The 17,959-nt window shown below is 43.6% G+C and carries 13 protein-coding genes; all 13 read left to right on the forward strand.

The window, feature by feature from the left end:
- The first annotated feature begins 237 nt into the window (after positions 1 to 237).
- The 13 genes from hrpA (at position 238) to fabZ (ending at position 17,862) form a co-directional block, all read left to right on the forward strand.
- Positions 238 to 4,440: an ATP-dependent RNA helicase HrpA gene (gene hrpA / locus LAJ61_RS09960; RefSeq protein WP_224054855.1), complete on the forward strand. Its 4,203-nt coding sequence runs from the start codon at positions 238 to 240 to the stop codon at positions 4,438 to 4,440.
- 319 nt (positions 4,441 to 4,759) lie between these two features.
- The gene (rimO, locus tag LAJ61_RS09965) at positions 4,760 to 6,247 is read left to right on the forward strand and encodes a 30S ribosomal protein S12 methylthiotransferase RimO (RefSeq protein ID WP_007116806.1); all 1,488 of its coding nucleotides are present in this window, start codon (positions 4,760 to 4,762) and stop codon (positions 6,245 to 6,247) included.
- A gap of 14 nt (positions 6,248 to 6,261) precedes the next feature.
- Positions 6,262 to 6,606, forward strand: a complete 345-nt coding sequence (locus tag LAJ61_RS09970; RefSeq protein ID WP_310586011.1) for a DMT family transporter — start codon at positions 6,262 to 6,264, stop codon at positions 6,604 to 6,606.
- A gap of 213 nt (positions 6,607 to 6,819) precedes the next feature.
- Complete coding sequence (gene pyrH, locus LAJ61_RS09975; protein WP_224053785.1) at positions 6,820 to 7,548, forward strand: UMP kinase; 729 nt, start codon at positions 6,820 to 6,822, stop codon at positions 7,546 to 7,548.
- Between the two features lie 39 nt (positions 7,549 to 7,587).
- Positions 7,588 to 8,142, forward strand: a complete 555-nt coding sequence (gene frr, locus LAJ61_RS09980) for a ribosome recycling factor (protein ID WP_007116803.1) — start codon at positions 7,588 to 7,590, stop codon at positions 8,140 to 8,142.
- A 44-nt stretch (positions 8,143 to 8,186) separates the two neighbouring features.
- The gene (uppS, locus tag LAJ61_RS09985; RefSeq protein ID WP_224053786.1) at positions 8,187 to 8,927 is read left to right on the forward strand and encodes a polyprenyl diphosphate synthase; all 741 of its coding nucleotides are present in this window, start codon (positions 8,187 to 8,189) and stop codon (positions 8,925 to 8,927) included.
- 19 nt (positions 8,928 to 8,946) lie between these two features.
- Complete coding sequence (locus LAJ61_RS09990) at positions 8,947 to 9,834, forward strand: phosphatidate cytidylyltransferase (RefSeq protein WP_224053787.1); 888 nt, start codon at positions 8,947 to 8,949, stop codon at positions 9,832 to 9,834.
- A gap of 265 nt (positions 9,835 to 10,099) precedes the next feature.
- The gene (ispC, locus tag LAJ61_RS09995) at positions 10,100 to 11,320 is read left to right on the forward strand and encodes a 1-deoxy-D-xylulose-5-phosphate reductoisomerase (protein ID WP_224053788.1); all 1,221 of its coding nucleotides are present in this window, start codon (positions 10,100 to 10,102) and stop codon (positions 11,318 to 11,320) included.
- A 129-nt stretch (positions 11,321 to 11,449) separates the two neighbouring features.
- On the forward strand, positions 11,450 to 12,817 hold the full coding sequence (gene rseP / locus LAJ61_RS10000) for an RIP metalloprotease RseP (RefSeq protein WP_224053789.1): 1,368 nt from the start codon (positions 11,450 to 11,452) through the stop codon (positions 12,815 to 12,817).
- A 318-nt stretch (positions 12,818 to 13,135) separates the two neighbouring features.
- Positions 13,136 to 15,529 carry an outer membrane protein assembly factor BamA gene (gene bamA, locus LAJ61_RS10005; RefSeq protein ID WP_224053790.1) on the forward strand — a complete coding sequence of 798 codons (2,394 nt, stop codon included), beginning with the start codon at positions 13,136 to 13,138 and terminating at the stop codon, positions 15,527 to 15,529.
- Between the two features lie 13 nt (positions 15,530 to 15,542).
- Entirely contained in the window at positions 15,543 to 16,055 is a 513-nt protein-coding gene (locus LAJ61_RS10010) for an OmpH/Skp family outer membrane protein (RefSeq protein ID WP_224053791.1), read from the forward strand.
- A gap of 109 nt (positions 16,056 to 16,164) precedes the next feature.
- Complete coding sequence (lpxD, locus tag LAJ61_RS10015) at positions 16,165 to 17,217, forward strand: UDP-3-O-(3-hydroxymyristoyl)glucosamine N-acyltransferase (protein WP_224053792.1); 1,053 nt, start codon at positions 16,165 to 16,167, stop codon at positions 17,215 to 17,217.
- A gap of 129 nt (positions 17,218 to 17,346) precedes the next feature.
- Positions 17,347 to 17,862, forward strand: coding sequence for a 3-hydroxyacyl-ACP dehydratase FabZ (gene fabZ, locus LAJ61_RS10020; protein ID WP_100269875.1), 516 nt, complete (start codon positions 17,347 to 17,349; stop codon positions 17,860 to 17,862).
- Positions 17,863 to 17,959 lie beyond the last annotated feature (97 nt).

The raw sequence follows: 17,959 nt of genomic DNA on the forward strand, positions 1-17,959 counted from the left end.
TTCATGTGAAACTAACAAATGTCATAAAAAATAAATGTCATAAAAATAATTAGCGGATAGCTTAAAAATAGGGATAACGCTTGATTTTAGCTTATTCATACCACATTATCTAGGCAATGTTTACCATAAGAATAGCCTAAGTGAATGAAAGAACTTATATCGACTGCTGCACCATTAAATGATTCTCAACTAGACAAGCCTCAAATAGACAAGCACCAAGGTGTGAAATTACCGGTCATGGCAAAAGACAGCTATTATCTGTCACGCCTTGCCAAACAATTAAAACAAATCAAAGACAAAGAAAGCGAAGACTATACGTCAAGATTTGACCGCTATCAAAAACAACTCAAACACTCGCAAGAAAGAGTGCAAAGCCGTATCGCCAGTCTGCCAACGATACATCTAAACGAAGATTTGCCCGTCAGCCAACAAGCCGATAGACTCATCAAAGCCATCCAAGACCACCAAGTCATCATCGTGGCAGGGGAGACAGGCTCAGGCAAAACCACCCAATTACCTAAGATTGCCATGCTTGCCGGGCGAGGGGTAACAGGGCAAATCGGACACACACAGCCAAGACGATTAGCGGCGCGTAGTGTGGCAAATCGCATTGCTGAAGAATTAGGGGAAACGCTTGGACAGACAGTCAGCTTCAAAGTGCGTTTTACTGAGCAAGGCTCATCGGATTCCATTGTCAAACTGATGACCGACGGTATTTTGCTTGCCGAAATGGCGCATGACAAGTTTTTGAGCCGCTATGATACCATTATCATTGATGAAGCCCACGAGCGCAGTCTTAACATTGACTTTATCATGGGTTATCTCAAGCGTCTATTGCCAAAACGTCCTGACTTAAAGGTGATTATCACATCGGCGACGCTCGACACAGCAAGGTTTAGCCAGTATTTTTCTAGCGTTGATGGTAAAACCAAAAAAGCGACGCCCGCGCCTGTATTTGTGGTTGAAGGTCGCAGTTATCCCGTAGAAGTGCGCTACCGTCCGTTGACGGAGGAGATTGTCACAGGTTCGGATGATGACAGCTTTGATGATGTCGAAGAAAACTTGCCCCGAGCGATTACCGCAGCGGTGGAAGAGTGCTATCAAGACGCTGCCAGCAAAGGGCATGCTGACCAAGCGGATATTTTGATTTTTGCGGCAACAGAAGCGCAAATTCATGATTTGGCAGATATTTTAAACCAATACGCCCCCCGTCATACCCAGATTTTGCCGTTATTCGCCCGTCAAAGTTTTGCCGAGCAACAGCAGATTTTTCACCCGACAGGCGGGCGTCGCATTATCATCGCCACCAATGTTGCCGAAACCGCCTTGACCGTGCCCAATATCCGCTACGTTATTGATTTGGGGTTTGCTCGGATGTCACGCTACGACTATCGCTCGCGGGTACAACGCCTGCCGATTGAAGCGATTAGCCAAGCTGCCGCCAATCAACGAAAAGGTCGCTGTGGACGTATCGCGGCAGGCGTGTGTATCCGTTTATATTCAGAGGAAGACTTTACCAGTCGCCCCGAATTTACCGAGCCTGAAATTTTGCGTACCAACTTGGCATCGGTGATTTTGCAAATGGCAAACTTGGGTCTGGGTGAGGTAGAAAACTTTGACTTTATCCAGCCACCCGACAATCGACTGGTCAATGATGGGCGTAAACTGTTAGAAGAGTTGGGTGCGATTGTCACCAAAAAACCTGAAAATAGCCTAAGCGCATCTAATAACAATAGCAAAGGTCAATCCAAACGCCATCCAAATCAACTCACCAAAGTCGGTCAAATGATGGCAAAAATGCCCATAGACCCTCGTTTGGCACGTATGCTGATTGCAGGTGAGCAATACGGTTGTCTCAAAGAGGTATTGGTGATTGTATCGGGCTTGTCAGTGCAAGACCCTCGAGAACGCCCGAGCGATAAGCAAACCCAAGCTGACCAAAAACACGCATTATTTCGCCAAGCCGACAGCGATTTTTTATTTTATCTCAGTCTTTGGCAGGCAATTCATGGGGCCTTATTTCAAAGCAGTGGATTTAAAAGCGATGGATTTAAAAGTAGTGATCTTGACCATCAAAAAAATGAAACGTTAGACGATGAAGCCGCGCCAATCGCGCAAAGCCCGTATGAAAACGACAAACTAACCAACAGCCAACGTAAAAGCTTTGCCAAAAAACATTTTTTAAGCTCGCCGCGTTTACGTGAATGGCAACAAACCCATAGCCAGTTATTGCAAATGGTTGATGGCTTAAAATTAACCATCAACCAAGAGCCAGCCAGTTATGTGCCTATTCACCGAGCATTGCTCACGGGTCTGCTGTCGTTTATTGCCCAAAAAGTCAATGACGTTGACAAAAGCGGCAAGCTAATCAAAGCCAAACGTGGCGAGTATGTCACCGCGCGTCAGCACAAAGCCAAGATTTTTCCTGCCAGTACCTTGTTTAAGCAAAATCCGCTATGGGTGATGGCGTTTGAGGTGGTTGAGACCTCGCAGGTGTTTATGCGTACTGCTGCCAAAATCGAGCCAGAGTGGATTTTGGCGATGGCAGGGGATTTGCTCAAATACCATTATTTTGAGCCGCATTGGTCAGCCAAAACGGGGCATGTCAAGGCATATGCCCAAATCAGCCTGTTTGGTCTGATTGTGGTGCATAAACAACTGATGAATTATGAGCGGGTCAACCTTAGCGAGTCTCGAGAAATCTTTTTGCGAGATGCCTTGGTCTTAGGCAATTTAAATGCCCCGTCTACAGGCGATGGTAAAAAGGGCAAGTTGCCGCCATTTTTGCAGCATAATATAGATAAAGTCGCTGATGTATCCTTGATTGAAGATAAGCTGCGACGTCGAGACTTGTTGGTTGATGAAGAGCAATTATACGACTTTTATGCCAAGCGAGTGCCTGAGCATATCGCTAGTCGCAAAGTATTTGAGGATTGGCGAAAAGAAGTAGAAAAAACGGAGCCACAGTTTTTATTTTTTAGTGATAAAGATGTGCTCAACGAACAAGCACCCGCTACCCAAGCTTTCCCAGAAACATGGCAACTGGGTAATTTAAAACTACCCCTGTCGTATATTTTTGACCCGACCAGCGACGATGATGGCGTGACCATTAAAGTCCCGCTCGTTGCCTTACCACAGGTTGATGCGGTTGAATTATTATGGGGTATTGCAGGGTGGCGCTATGAGCTGGTTTTGCAGCTATTAAAGACGTTGCCAAAAGATATTCGCCGGCAAATCGTGCCCGTGCCCGATACCGCCAAACAAATTTTTGACACGCTTGAAAAAAACCACCATGGCGGATTGCTAAAGCAACTGTGCCAAGCCTTAAACCAGCGCGGCGTGCGTGGGGCAAACAATCAATTTGTAGAGCCAAAAGACTTTAATCCAAGCGAGGTTGAAACCTATCTGCAGCCACAAATTGCGTTGGTCGATGACAAAAACCGGCTGATTGAAAAAGGGCGAGATATTGACGCATTAAAACTGCGCCATCAGGTCACCACAAGTCAAGCCGTCGCCAGTGGTAAAGGCGTACATAGCGAGTTTCCCGAGCATTTTAACTTTATGCAAAACCGCCACAGTGCAGGCGTGATGATTAAGCAGTTTTCGGCACTGGTTGCCGATGGACAGCCAAGCTATACCGATAAAAAGGCCGTTTCTATTCAGCAGTTTACCGATGTCAGTGTGGCACTCAACAAACACCGTCAAGGCTTGCTTGCTTTAATCGGCAATGAGCTCGGAGCAAAAGCCAGACAGCTTACCAGCCAAATTGATAAAAACTTTAAACTTGCCTTTGCGCCGCTTGGTGAGCTTGATAGACTCAAAGATTTACTGATTCATGCCACCCTTGATGCCACTTTTGAAAAATTTGTTGCAGAGTTTGACCATGAAAAATTCACGGCAGGGATTCATGATAAAGAGTTGGTGATTGCCATCAATCAGTTGCCTTTGACGTTAGATGAATTTAACCAAGCCAAAGCCGTGGTGCTTGCCAATTTCTTGAGCGTTGGGCAAAGTGTATTAGTTCAGCTAAAATCGGTGTATGAGCAGTGGCAGCAAGTTCGCCAAAAACTGCTGCTACTTGACCGTGATATTTTTGAAGAAAGTATCGAAGATATCGAAGACCAGCTCGACGATTTGAGTTTGTCGGATTTTGTGTATCGCATGAGTTATCAAGATTGGCAGCAATATCCGCGTTATCTGCAGGCGTTGTTGGTGCGACTTGATAGGCTTGAGCACAATTTGGATGCCGATCTTGATGCCGTGTATCAGCTTGATAAACACATGGAAAGGCTGTCTGTTAAGGGTAATGATGAGACAATTATGCCGTATCGTTGGTTGGTTGAGGAGTTTCGGATTCAGCTGTTTGCCCAGCCAATGAAGACCCGCGTGCCTGTCTCAGATAAACGCCTAGAAAAATTGTGGGATGAATTGAATGGTTAATAAAAAAATCCGTCAAAATTTGGCGGATTTTTTATAAAATATTGATTTAAAATAATTTTTCTAAACTTTGTTTGAACTAAAATCATGATCAATAGTGTTTTTTCAGGGTATGGTTCATATTGAATAGTCATGATGGGGAGTGCTACAGTTGATAGGGACTTTACAAACAATAGGTTATAAACAATAGATTGATTTTTTTAGCATTTGAAATTTTTACCTATACAGTTAATTTGAGTCGATGAAAAATTAAAAAGTTGATTTGGTAAAAACAGCAAAACTTAGTAAAATAGTCAGATTAAATTTTTTAAAAGTGAAAGTCATGCCAAGCCAACCGCAAGTTTTTAATCCCCAGTCTACCACTAAACCCGCCACCCACCATCAAGCCAATCATAACGAAAACCGTACTGTAGGTCAAAGCGCCAGCCAAACGGCGCACCAACTGGCTCAAGATATAGCAACGACAAAAGCGCCTAAGATTGGCTTTGTGTCGCTTGGCTGCCCCAAAGCCTTGGTGGATAGCGAGCGCATTATCACCGAGCTTAGCCGTGATGGTTATCAAGTCGCTAGTGACTATGATGGTGCAGATTTGGTGGTGGTCAATACTTGTGGCTTTATCGAATCTGCGGTGCAAGAGTCGCTTGATGCCATTGGTGAGGCGATTACCAAAAACGGCAAAGTGATTGTCACCGGTTGCCTTGGCAAAGATGCCGAAAAAATCAAAACCATGCACCCAGCTGTGCTTGCGGTGACTGGCGCACATGCCTATGAAGAAGTTGTGAATGCTGTGTCGCATTATGTGCCAAAACCTGCACCATCAAAAACTTATGACCCAAAAATTGACCTAATCAATGATGCGGGCATTAAGCTTACGCCAAAACATTATGCTTATGTCAAAATATCCGAAGGCTGTAACCACCGCTGTACATTTTGTATCATCCCAAGCTTTCGTGGAGACCTCGTTAGTCGCCCGATTGACAGTATCATGACTGAAGCGGCTGCGCTCAAAAACGCAGGCGTCAAAGAGCTATTAATCATCTCGCAAGATACCTCAGCCTATGGCGTAGATCTTAAATATAAAACCAGTTTTTGGAATGGCATGCCCATCAAATCCAAATTTTACGATATGTGCGAGGCACTGAATCGACTGGGCATTTGGGTGCGTTTGCATTACATTTATCCTTACCCGCATGTTGATGCTGTGGTCAAACTGATGAGTGAAGACAAGCTACTGCCATACCTTGATATCCCGTTCCAACATGCCAGCCCCAATGTGCTCAAAGCCATGAAGCGCCCCGCGCATAGCGAAAACGTACTGGAGCGCATCAAAACTTGGCGCTCGATTTGCCCCGATATTGTCATTCGTTCCACCTTTGTGGTGGGTTTCCCTGGCGAGACGGAAGAAGATTTTGAATATTTGCTCGACTGGCTCAAAGAGGCGCGATTAGACAGAGTAGGGGCGTTTACCTATTCAGAAATAGAAGGCGCGGCGGCAAACGATTTACCGAACCCTGTACCAGAAGCTATCAAACAACAACGCTATGAAAGACTGATGGCACTACAGCAACAAATCAGTGCCGAAAAACTGGCTGAGAAAGTCGGTAAAACCTTAAAAGTGCTGGTGGATGAGATTGATGAAGAGGAAAATATCGCCATTTGCCGTAGCTATGCCGATGCGCCAGAAATTGACGGTCACGTGTATGTAGATAATATTGACGCATCGGTTAAAGTCGGTGAATTTTTAACCGTCACCATTGATGAAGCCAATGAGTATGACCTTTTTGCCAGTTTTACAGGTGAACTGTTATAAGGATAAGGATTGTCATGTCTCAATCAATGTTAGCCTATAGTCTTTTAGCAATTGCGATTGTCAGTGAAGTGACTGGTTCAACTTTTTTGGCAAAATCAGAGGGGTTTAGCAAACCCTTGCCCACTATCATCACCATGATTTGTTTTGGCATTGCTTTTTATCTTCTTTCACAAGTCATCAAAATCATACCACTGGGGATTGCTTATGCCATTTGGTCAGGGGTAGGTATTGTGTTGACCGCTATCATTGGGTACTTTATTTTGGGTAACAAATTGGATTTACCTGCCATTGCGGGTATGAGCCTAATTGTATTGGGTGTGATTGTGATTAATCTGTTTTCTCATTCAGCCACGCATTAATCACGCTTTAATAATCCACGCTTTAATAATAGTACCTTGAATATAGCGACTTGATAGTTTGATGGCTAAAGTCGATTGAATTTTCAAGCTGAGAGCAGGGTAAAAATTAAAATGACTGTTGAAATTATCTTTACACTATCTAAAAACCGTTAATTTTGTTAAAATTTCGCCATTTGCATTATTTGTTATCCAACAGCCAACAAGAGGTCAACCATGTCTGATAAAGCTCCCCGTTACCAACGTATTTTGCTCAAACTCTCTGGCGAGGCCTTGGCAGGCAAAAATGATATGGGGATTGATTCAGGCGTATTAGACAACATGAGTCTTGCGATTGCGCACTTGGTAGGATTGGGTGTGCAAGTGGGTATCGTGGTCGGTGGTGGCAACTTGTATCGTGGCGCTGCGCTACAAAAACAAGGCTTAGTGGGCCGTGTAACAGGCGACCAAATGGGTATGCTTGCAACCGTGATGAATGGGTTGGCGATGCGTGACGCCCTAGAGCGCCGTAATATCAAATGCCGTTTGATGTCAGCCTTGCCAATTGGTGAAGTGACTGAAAACTACAGCAGCCGTAACGCTATTCGCTATTTACAGAACAATGAAGTGTGCGTGTTTGTCGCAGGTACCGGCAATCCGTTTTTTACCACGGATACCGCAGCGTGTTTACGTGGCATCGAAATTGAAGCCAATTTAATCCTAAAAGCCACCAAAGTCGATGGCGTGTATAACAAAGACCCAAATACCCATGACGATGCCGTCAAATACGACGAACTCACCTTTGACCAAGTGCTGGATCAAAAATTGGGGGTGATGGATTTGACTGCGATTGCCTTGCTGCGTGAGCATAACGTACCGCTGCAAGTATTTGATATGGCAAAACCCAACGCGCTGCTTCATGTGGTGATGGGCGAGTCAGAAGGCACCAAAGTTATCAATTACTAATTTCTAAATTTGACATACAGAGTTTTAAAAGGACACAACATGATTAACGATATTAAAAAACAAGGCGAAGACAAAATGAAAAAGGCGATTGAAGCCTTAGAAAATGCCTTTAGTAAATTACGTACGGGCCGTGCCCATCCTGGTATTTTGCAGGGTGTGATGGTGTCTTACTATGGCTCTGAGATGCCACTTAATCAAGTGGCGAGCATCAACGTTGAAGACTCGCGTACCCTGTTAGTGCAGCCTTTTGATCGTAGCATGGTGCAGGCAGTGGACAAAGCAATTCGTGAATCAGATTTGGGTCTCAACCCAATGAGCGCAGAGGTGATTCGAGTGCCACTACCCGCATTGACGGAAGAAACCCGTAAAGATATGCAAAAATTGGCACGTCATGAAGCCGAAGAGCGCCGTGTATCTGTGCGTAATGCTCGCCGTGATGCCAACAATGCTTTAAAAGCCTTGGTAAAAGACAAGCAAATCTCAGAAGATGATGAACGCCGTGCCAATGACGACATCCAAAAAATGACTGATAAATACATTGATAGTATTGATAAAATGCTCTCTAGCAAAGAAGCAGAGTTAATGGCCGTTTAATTGTTATTTATCCAATAAAAGAACCCATTCATAAGAAGTAGGTCATGGTTGAGTCAAAGGCAGCAATGCCACAACATATTGCCATTATTATGGATGGCAATAACCGATATGCCAAAGCACATGGGCTACCAACCGGTGGCGGGCATATTGCCGGCAAAGATAATTTAGACCCTTTGGTTGAGCATTGTATGGGTATTGGTATACGTGCGTTAACAGTATTTGCTTTTTCTAGCGAAAATTGGCAGCGCCCAGCCAATGAAGTGGCGTTATTAATGAAGCTGCTTGAGCAAACCGTCCATGACCAATTACCGCGGATGCTGCGTCATCAAATTTCTTTGCGCTTTATCGGGGATAGGGGTGCCTTGACGCCGCATTTACGCGCGATTATGCAAGATGCAGAAGAGCAAACTGCCCATTTTACTAAGATGAGTTTGGTGATTGCCATCAGCTACGGCGGTCAGTGGGACATCGTCAATGCCTGCCGCCAAGTTGCCAAGCAAGTGGAAGAAGGCGCACTTACTGCCGATGCCATTACCCAAGACGATTTTGCACGCCACCTGTCGCTATCGGATTTACCCGCCGTTGATATGTTAATCCGTACCGGGGGGGATTACCGCATTTCTAATTTTCTCCTTTGGCAATGTGCGTATGCTGAGTTATTTTTTACCGAAACGCTTTGGCCAGATTTCAAGGCGGCTGAATTAGACCAAATGATTGATATTTTTATGGGTCGTGAACGTCGATTTGGTAAGACCAGCGAGCAAGTATTAGGTTTGGGCTTTTAATTAATCAATAGGAATTGTCATGTGGGAACGCATTAGAACCGCCATTATTTTGTTAGTGATTGTTGGCGTTGCAATGTTTGCTACCCGCGAGCCTATTTTGATGTTGCCGCTATTGTTAGTGGGTGCAGGCTTTGGGGCTTTTGAGTGGTCAAAGCTCATGCCGTCACTTGAACAAAATCCTGACAGTTATATACCGCCTACCACCCAAATTCCCACTAAACCTGCCAAGCCAATCGATTATAGCTATGCCCTTATAATTCTAGGGATTGTCAGTGTGTTATTGGTGATGGCAAAGTTGACTGGTAGTATAGCCTCTTGGGTGTTTTTTTGGCTGGTTGCGGCGCTGATTTGGTCGGTAGCGATTGGCTGGATTCGCCGTTATCCCAACAATACGCAAGCTTGGTATGGTAAGCATTTGTACATCATCGGTATGATTGTACTGTCATCCGCCATTACTGCGATGTACTATCTGTGGTCACTTTCAGCTTGGTGGCTGCTATATGTGTTTGTATTGGTGTGGTGCGCGGATAGCGGCGCTTACTTTGTCGGACGAAAACTTGGCAGACGCAAGATGTCACCGCACGTCTCACCCAATAAAAGTGTGGAAGGCTTACTTGGTGGACTTGCTACAGGCACGCTTGTGGTGATTGGCGTCTCTTTTGGCTTGTTAAACGATTGGTCGATGATGGCTATTGGGTTGTTTTTGCTGTTATCATTGCTCACTATCGTCATGTCCGTGTTCGGTGATTTATTTGAAAGTATGCTAAAGCGCCATGCAGGAGTCAAAGATGCCGGGGCATTGTTGCCAGGACATGGGGGCATTCTTGATCGTATTGATTCGCAGCTTTCAGCCGTGCCAATTTTTGCGTTGGGGTTTTGGGCGATGAAATTTTACGGCTTAATTTAATGCTACCTTGGGTTAGCTTTCAAAAATTTTCATATCTGCTGAATATCAATTTTTTTAAATAAAAATATATCCAATATCAATTTGTTTAATTCACTAATCAATGCAAGCTTGTGTTTCATTCAATCTTTTTTGCGCAACTGCTTGTTGATTGATGCTTAAAAATCTTCTCGCATGTTAATATGCTTACCACCGCTGCAATTTGCCGCTGTAAACGCAAAATGTTAGGTTTAACCGCCATCTGCCCGCAACTAACTAGGTCATTGTAATGCTATCTTCAACTCACACTATACCGCAAAAAAACATTGCTATTATGGGCGCAACAGGCTCTATCGGCGATAGTACGCTATCGGTCGTCAGTCAGCATCCTGATTTGTATAACGTGGTAGGGGTGACAGGGTTTTCGCGGCTCGATAAACTGTTGAGCATTTGCCAGCAATTTAAGCCAACTTATGTTTGTGTTGCCAAAGAAAAGGAAACAACATTTGCGCAGATGCTCAGCGAGGCTCATCTAAGCTGCAAGATTTTGATTGGGGAGCAAGGTTTGGTTGAGCTTGCCACGTTAGCAGAAGTGGACATGGTGGTTGCGGCTATCGTCGGCGCTGCAGGGTTGCCATCAACGCTGGCAGCGGCTAACGCGGGTAAAACGATTTTGCTCGCCAATAAAGAAGCGTTAGTGATGGCAGGTGAGCTAATGATTAAAGCTGTCAAGGAGTCAAATGCCAAATTGCTCCCAATTGATAGTGAGCACAATGCCATTTTTCAATGTTTGCCTACCGCGGTACAACAACAGCGCAATGCCATTCATGACGATAACCATGGTATTAAAAAGCTTTGGTTAACCGCCTCAGGTGGGCCATTTTTACACAAAACACTTGATGATATGAAACGTGCCAGCGTTGCAGAAGCTGTCAAGCACCCGAACTGGTCCATGGGGCAAAAAATATCGGTAGATAGTGCCACCATGATGAATAAAGGTTTGGAGCTGATTGAAGCAAGTTTTTTATTTGATATGCCCGTCTCTGAGATTGAGGTGGTCATTCATCCGCAAAGCATCGTGCATTCTATGGTTGAATACAATGATGGTAGTTTTTTAGCGCAGCTAGGCAGTCCTGATATGCGTACCCCCATTGCCCATGCTATGGCATACCCCAATCGTATCAGCAGTGGGGTGCAGCGATTAGATATTTTTAAGTTAAGTAATTTAAATTTTGTCCGACCTGATTTAGAAAAGTTTAAATGCCTAGGGTTGGCTTATCAAGCCATGCAACAAGGTAGCTATGCGTGTATCGCCTTGAATGCCAGTAATGAGATAGCCGTTCAAGCGTTTTTAGATGGTGACATCTGCTTAACCGATATTGCTGATATCAATGAAAAAGTGCTATTGCAAGCCGAAAAACAGCCAATTGGGTCATTGCAAGCGATTTTGGCGGTCGATAAACTAAGTCGTGAACAAGCACACCAATGTATTGCCGATTTAAACGCTTAAATAATGCTTAAAAAGAGCTTAAAAATAGTTGACAACACTGGTTGATAATCGTTAAAAATGACTACATAACTTATTAAGATACCGATAGTTAAATTATTTTTAGCCTGTGATTTTGTCAAAAGGATAGCCATGAATTTCATCTTGACCGTTTTAGCTGCGATTGTGGTACTAGGACCTTTGGTTGCGCTACATGAGTGGGGGCATTATATTGTTGCTCGGCTGTGCGGTGTCAAGGTATTGACCTATTCGATTGGGTTTGGTCCTAAGCTGCTAAGCTGGACCAGTAAAAAAACTGGGATTAATTATGCGGTCTCTGCGATTCCGCTTGGCGGCTATGTCAAAATGCTCGATGAGCGAGAAGGCAAAGTCAATCCAGCCGAACGTCATTTAGCCTTTAATACCCAGCAACCTTGGAAAAAAATCGCCATCGTCGCAGCAGGTCCGGTGATGAACTTACTGATTGCGATTTTTTTGTATTGGCTGCTATTTATTACCCCAACCCAAGTCTTGGCGACCAAAGTCGGCAGTATTTTGCCCAATTCACCCTTCAGTCAAACCAGTCTAAAAGTCGGTGACGAAATTGTTGCGGTGGATAATAAACCCATCCAAAGTTGGCAAGATATTAACTATGCGTTAGCCGATCGCATGGGCGAGTCGGGACAAGTTAATTTAACGGTAAATGCCGCGCAAGGTCCAACCAATGTTGCCGTGCCGATACAGCGCTTTATGAAAGTAGAAGCGGGTAAAGCAACCAATCCTATTGATAGTCTAGGCGCGATTCCGTGGCAACCAAAAATTCCGGCGGTGGTCGGTGAAATTGTCCCAAATAGCGCTGCCGCGCGTCAAGGTCTGCAAGTCGGTGATACCATCACCCGCGTCAACGGTCAACCGGTGAGCGATTGGCTGGCGTTTTCACAAGTTGTCAAATCTAGCCCCGAGCAGTTATTAACCCTTGAAGTACAGCGCCAAGGCAAAATCATCCCCTTAAAAGTCATGCCACAAGCAAAAAAAGATACCATGGGCAATCGATTCGGACAAATTGGCGCAGCGGCAGCGGCATCTAAGATTACGCCGCCACCTGAGTATATAAAAACCATTCAATATACGCCCATCCAAGCGGTCGAAAAATCCGTGCATCAAACTGCCGATTTAAGTGCCATGACCCTCAAATCAATGGGTAAAATGTTGACCGGCACCATTGGGGTAGAGAACCTATCAGGTCCCATTACCATTGCCAAGGTTGCCAATCAAAGCTTTAGCATCGGTTGGGAAGCGGTATTGTCGTTTATGGCGATTATCAGTTTAAGCCTTGCTGTGCTCAATTTATTACCCGTACCTGTGCTCGATGGTGGTCATATTGTCATGTATGCTTATGAGGCTATTTTTGGTAAACCCATGCCCGAAAAAATACAAATGATGGGAATGAATATCGGTTTAGTTTTGCTTGCAGGTTTCATGCTGTTGGCGATTGGTAACGATATCTCACGCTTGTTTTAATCGACCCAAATTTGGCTAAAATATTGATTTGTAGTTTTGTTTTTTCGCTAGACTTTACGCAAAATTTAGCTTACCTTATGCCAGTAAAATTTATTTACGGATCTCTTGTACTTTGATAATACAAGCTACACATCAAAGACAAACTATTACTAGAAGTTTAATCAAGTCACCCTTTTTGATAGCATTTGTCATTTTTAGCTAACTAAACTTAGATTACCAAATTTAGATAAATACCTCTGGCTAACTAAGTTTGGATATCTAAAAGTGACAGGTTTCATGCATTATCTTTGGGCAGTCGTCAATTCGGAAACAAGTTATATGCGAAATTCAGCGTTATTTTTGGTTGCACCGTTAGCACTCGTTACCTCGTATGCACAAGCGGCAAATTTTACCGTGAGTGATATTCAATTTAATGGATTGACACGGGTATCCGCTGATAACCTCTATCCAGTGCTTGCTGTCAATACCGGTGAAGTAGCAAACGATGCCAATATCGCAGCTAGCATCAAAGCCCTCTATGAAACTGGCAATTTCTCAGACGTTAAAGCATCCCAATCAGGCAATAAGTTGGTATTTGACGTGGTAGAGCGCCCAATTATCGCAAATGTCACTTATGACGGTAATAAACTCATTCCAAAAGAAGCATTGACCGAAGGCCTAAAGCGTATTGGCATCGTAGAAGGCAATGTGTTAAAACAGGCGACGGTTGAGCAAGTCCAAAATGAGCTAAAACAGCAATACAATCAGCAAGGTTATTATAATAGCGAAGTTAAGGTGACCCAAACGCCTTTAGATAATAACCGCGTTGCGCTTAAATTTAATTTTTTTGAAGGTAAAGCGGCGCGTGTTGTCGATATCAAGGTGATTGGCAACAAACATTTTAGCGACAAAGAAATCAGACAAGCGATGAGCATCAAAGAAAGCTCATGGATCAATGTGATTAGCAAATCTGACCGCTATGCCAAAGAAAAGCTTGCGGCAAGTTTAGAAAATGTCACCGCCATGTACCAAAATGCGGGCTTCGTCAAATTCACCATCAATGATGCCACCATTAATTTAAGTCCAGAAAAAGACAAAGTGTTTATTGAGCTCAATCTTACTGAAGGTGATCAATATAAATTTGGCAATGTCAATTTTATGGGTACGCCCAACTATGACACCGACAAGCTTCGTAAGCAAGTAGCATTTAAGCCAGGTGAGCGTTATTCACAACGTCAAATGACAACAACCTTACAAAATCTTGGCACACTATATGGTAACGATGGCTACTATTTTGCCCAAATCCGCCCAGTGCCGCGTATTAATGAAGACACTCGCACGGTAGATATCGATTTCTTTATTGACCCTGTGCGTCCTGTATATGTGCGCCGTATCAATTTTACCGGTAACAATAAAACTGCAGATGAAGTATTGCGCCGAGAAATGCGCCAAATGGAAGGCACATTAGCCTCCAATGAAAAAATCGATTTGTCGCGCACGCGTTTGATGCGTACAGGCTTCTTCAAAACTGTCAACATGGATGTCAAACCTGTCCCTAACACCCCCGATCAGGTAGATATCAATGTCGCAGTAGAGGAGCAACCATCAGGTACCAGTACCATTGCGGCTGGTTATTCACAAAGTGGTGGTATCACTTTCCAAGCAGGTTTGAGTCAATCTAACTTTTTGGGTACAGGTAATCAGGTCAATATTTCGTTATCGCGTTCTGAGACGTTAGATAGTTATAATTTGGGGTATACCAACCCGTACTTTACCCCAGATGGGATATCGCAAAGTGCCAGTATTTATGCCCGCAAAACCAAATATGACAGCAAAAACATTTCAAACTACGTAACAGATTCGTATGGCGGCACCTTAGGTTTTAGCTATCCGATTGATGAAAATAAGAGTTTAAGTGCCGGTCTCACACTTGATAGTACCAAAATCAAAGCAGGCGCTTTGTTAGCGGTATCAAACTATCAATACTTAAAAGACGAGGGCAATTTGCAAGTAGGTTCAGACTCCGATGACAATGAATCATTCGAATCAGACCCATTTAATACGGCTAGCCTAAATTTAGGCTGGAATATGAACACGCTTGACCGTGGACGTTTTCCAACCAAAGGTATGTCACATAACGTCAATTTAGAACTGGCCTTTGGCGATGCCACTTACCAAAAACTGGTCTACCAAGGCAACTACTATCGACCATTCCTAAAAAATACCGTACTGCGCGGTTATACCAAGTTAGGATATGGTAACGATTTACCTTTCTGGGAAAACTTCTTTGCCGGGGGTTATGGCTCAGTGCGTGGTTATGAGAATGCCACTTTAGGCCCTACCAGTAATCGTTATTACCCAGTGAAAAATAATAATGGGGTCGATAATTACCCAGAAGAGATTGGCGGTAATGCACTCGCGCAAGTGGGTACTGAATTGATCTTACCGATGCCGTTTAAAGGCGATTGGGCAGACCAAATCCGTCCTGTGTTATTTGTTGAAGGGGCGCAAGTGTTTGACACCACCAATAAATATGACCAAAAAGTCACAGTGGGTGACAATACCGTATCGCTATTAAATGAAAAAGACAATGACATGCGTTTTAGCGCGGGTGCGGGCTTCACTTGGATTACCCCAATTGGCCCAATTTCATTAAGCTATGCTGTTCCGCTTAATGATAAAGATAAAGATAAAATCGACAATGTACAGTTCGAAATTGGACGTACATTCTAAAAGGTCTATATATATGAAAATAATGAATCAGTTAGCCACAGCGAGCATTTTAAGTGTATTGGCAATGCCAGTTTTTGCCAATACCGTTGCGGTTTGGAATTCCCAAGTTGCCATTAACAATACTAACATCGCCAAAACAAAAATTGGCGTGGTGCAAGCGGCGGTCAAACCAAAGCAGCAGCAGCTTGACAGCTATAAAGCGACCATTGAGCGTTTGCAAAAACAATATGCCACGCAAAACACTCAGATGACCCAAGCACAAAAGGATGATTTGCGTAAGCAAATTCAAACCAACCTACAAAACTATGAACAGGTCGCCAGTCAAATCCAGTCCATCATTGATGCCAATGAGGCAGAAGTGATGCAGCGAATTGTCCCCAAAATCCAAGCCATTAAAGAAACTATTGTGCGTCAAAAAAATATTGATGTACTCATTGATAATCGTGATAGAACGGTTAGTTATGTCAAACCTGAATGGGATGTAACGGCAGATTTTACCAAAGCGATTAATGATCAAGTAAAATAATATTTTTTAAGCTTAGAGGTTTTAGCAAAAACGCAATATTCGACTATTGCGTTTTTTATTTTGTGTGTAAAATTAAGGCAAATTTTAAGCAAACGATTGGAGTAATCAAATGGCGTTCACCATCGCACAAATTTTGGATTTTTTAGCTAGTGACGTCATTGACCAAGGGGATGCGCAAACCAGCCAAAATTTGCAGAAACAAATTTCCAAAATCGCCGCCCTTGACGATGCCACCGACACCGATATCACGTTTATCGCCAATCCTCTATTTGAATCAAAATTGCAAACCACGGGCGCTGGCGCTGTGCTAGTCCCCGCATCCTTGCAGGAAAAATGCCCAAGCCATAGCGTTGCCATCGTGGTCAACTCACCTTATGCCGCGTATGCCAAACTGACGGCATTGTTTGAACCGACACAAGCGTATCATCAGACAGTCAACCCTAGTTTCTCAGATGGTTTGATTCACCCGACGGCTATTTTGGGTAACAATCTGCAATTGGGCGACAATGTGCGTATTGGGGCGTATAGCCAAATTGGTGATAACTGCGTCATTGGTGATGGTGTCAAGATTGATGCCCAAGTCAATATTCAGCCCAATGTCGTGATTGGCGAAGGTAGCTTAATTGCGCCGCATGTCTATATCGGGCATGATTGTGTATTGGGTAAACATGTCAGCTTGCACAGTCATGCCAGCATTGGCAATGACGGCTTTGGCTTTGCGCCTAAAGGCAGTACAGATGAAGCAGGTTGGCAAAAAATTCACCAATTAGGGAGAGTGATACTGGGCGATCATGTCAGCGTAGGTAGCCACACCTGTATCGATCGCGGCGCGCTGAATGATACGGTTATCGGTAATCATGTCATTATCGATAATTTGGTGCAAATTGCCCACAATGTAAAAATTGGTGCTGGCACGGCGATTGCAGCGTGTGTTGGGATTGCTGGCAGTACAGAAATTGGTAAACGCTGTATGATTGGTGGCGCATCAGGTTTTGCAGGTCATATCAAAATTTGTGATGATGTCACGATTACTGGCATGACGATGGTAACCAAATCGATTCACCAACCGGGTGTATATTCTTCAGGCATGCCAGTGATGCCCAATAGCTTATGGAAAAGAGCCTATATTAATTTTAAGCAGCTTGGCAAACAAAAAAGTTAATCGTTACCTTTATCCATCAAATAATTTGAGAAAACAACTGTAAACTCAATCTTAAAACCGTTACAATGGTTGTTTTTCACAAATCTATTTTTTTGATAAAGATGATTTAAAAGTATAAAGGATATATCCATGGATTTTGATAAATTGATTGATGAAGACATCGCAAGCCTTGCACAGATTGGGGTGACATTACCTATCAATGCCGTTGTGTTACGTGATTATCTGCCTCACCGTTATCCTTTTATGCTATTAGACAGAGTCACTGCGGTAAAACCGAACGAGTGGATTACCGGTCTTAAAAACATCACCATTAACGAGCCTTTTTTTAATGGTCATTTTCCTGAAGAGCCTATCATGCCAGGCGTGTTAATGATTGAAGCCATGGCGCAGGTAGCTGGTGTGCTGGGTTTTATCAGCAAAAATGTCAAACCAAGAGATGGTTATATTTATCTGTTCGCTGGGGTCGATAAAGTGCGTTTTAAACGTCAAGTCATCCCCGGTGACCAGCTTATTTTACGCGCCAAAAAGACCATGGAGCGTCACAGTATCTATAAATTTAGTTGTACAGCGTGCGTGGGCGATGAGTTGGCAGCCAGTGCAGAAATCACCATTGCAGAGCAGCGTACCCAATATCATCAATCATGACTTTAACATCATTTTTACATGGCTTGAACAAGGCGCGTTTTTAATAAGCTATACCGATAAAATCTGTTTAAGTTAAGCAAAATCCTTGATAAAAATG

Origin of the sequence: Faucicola osloensis, from assembly GCF_020041925.1 — a bacterium.
Taxonomy (GTDB): Bacteria; Pseudomonadota; Gammaproteobacteria; order Pseudomonadales; family Moraxellaceae; genus Faucicola; species Faucicola osloensis_D.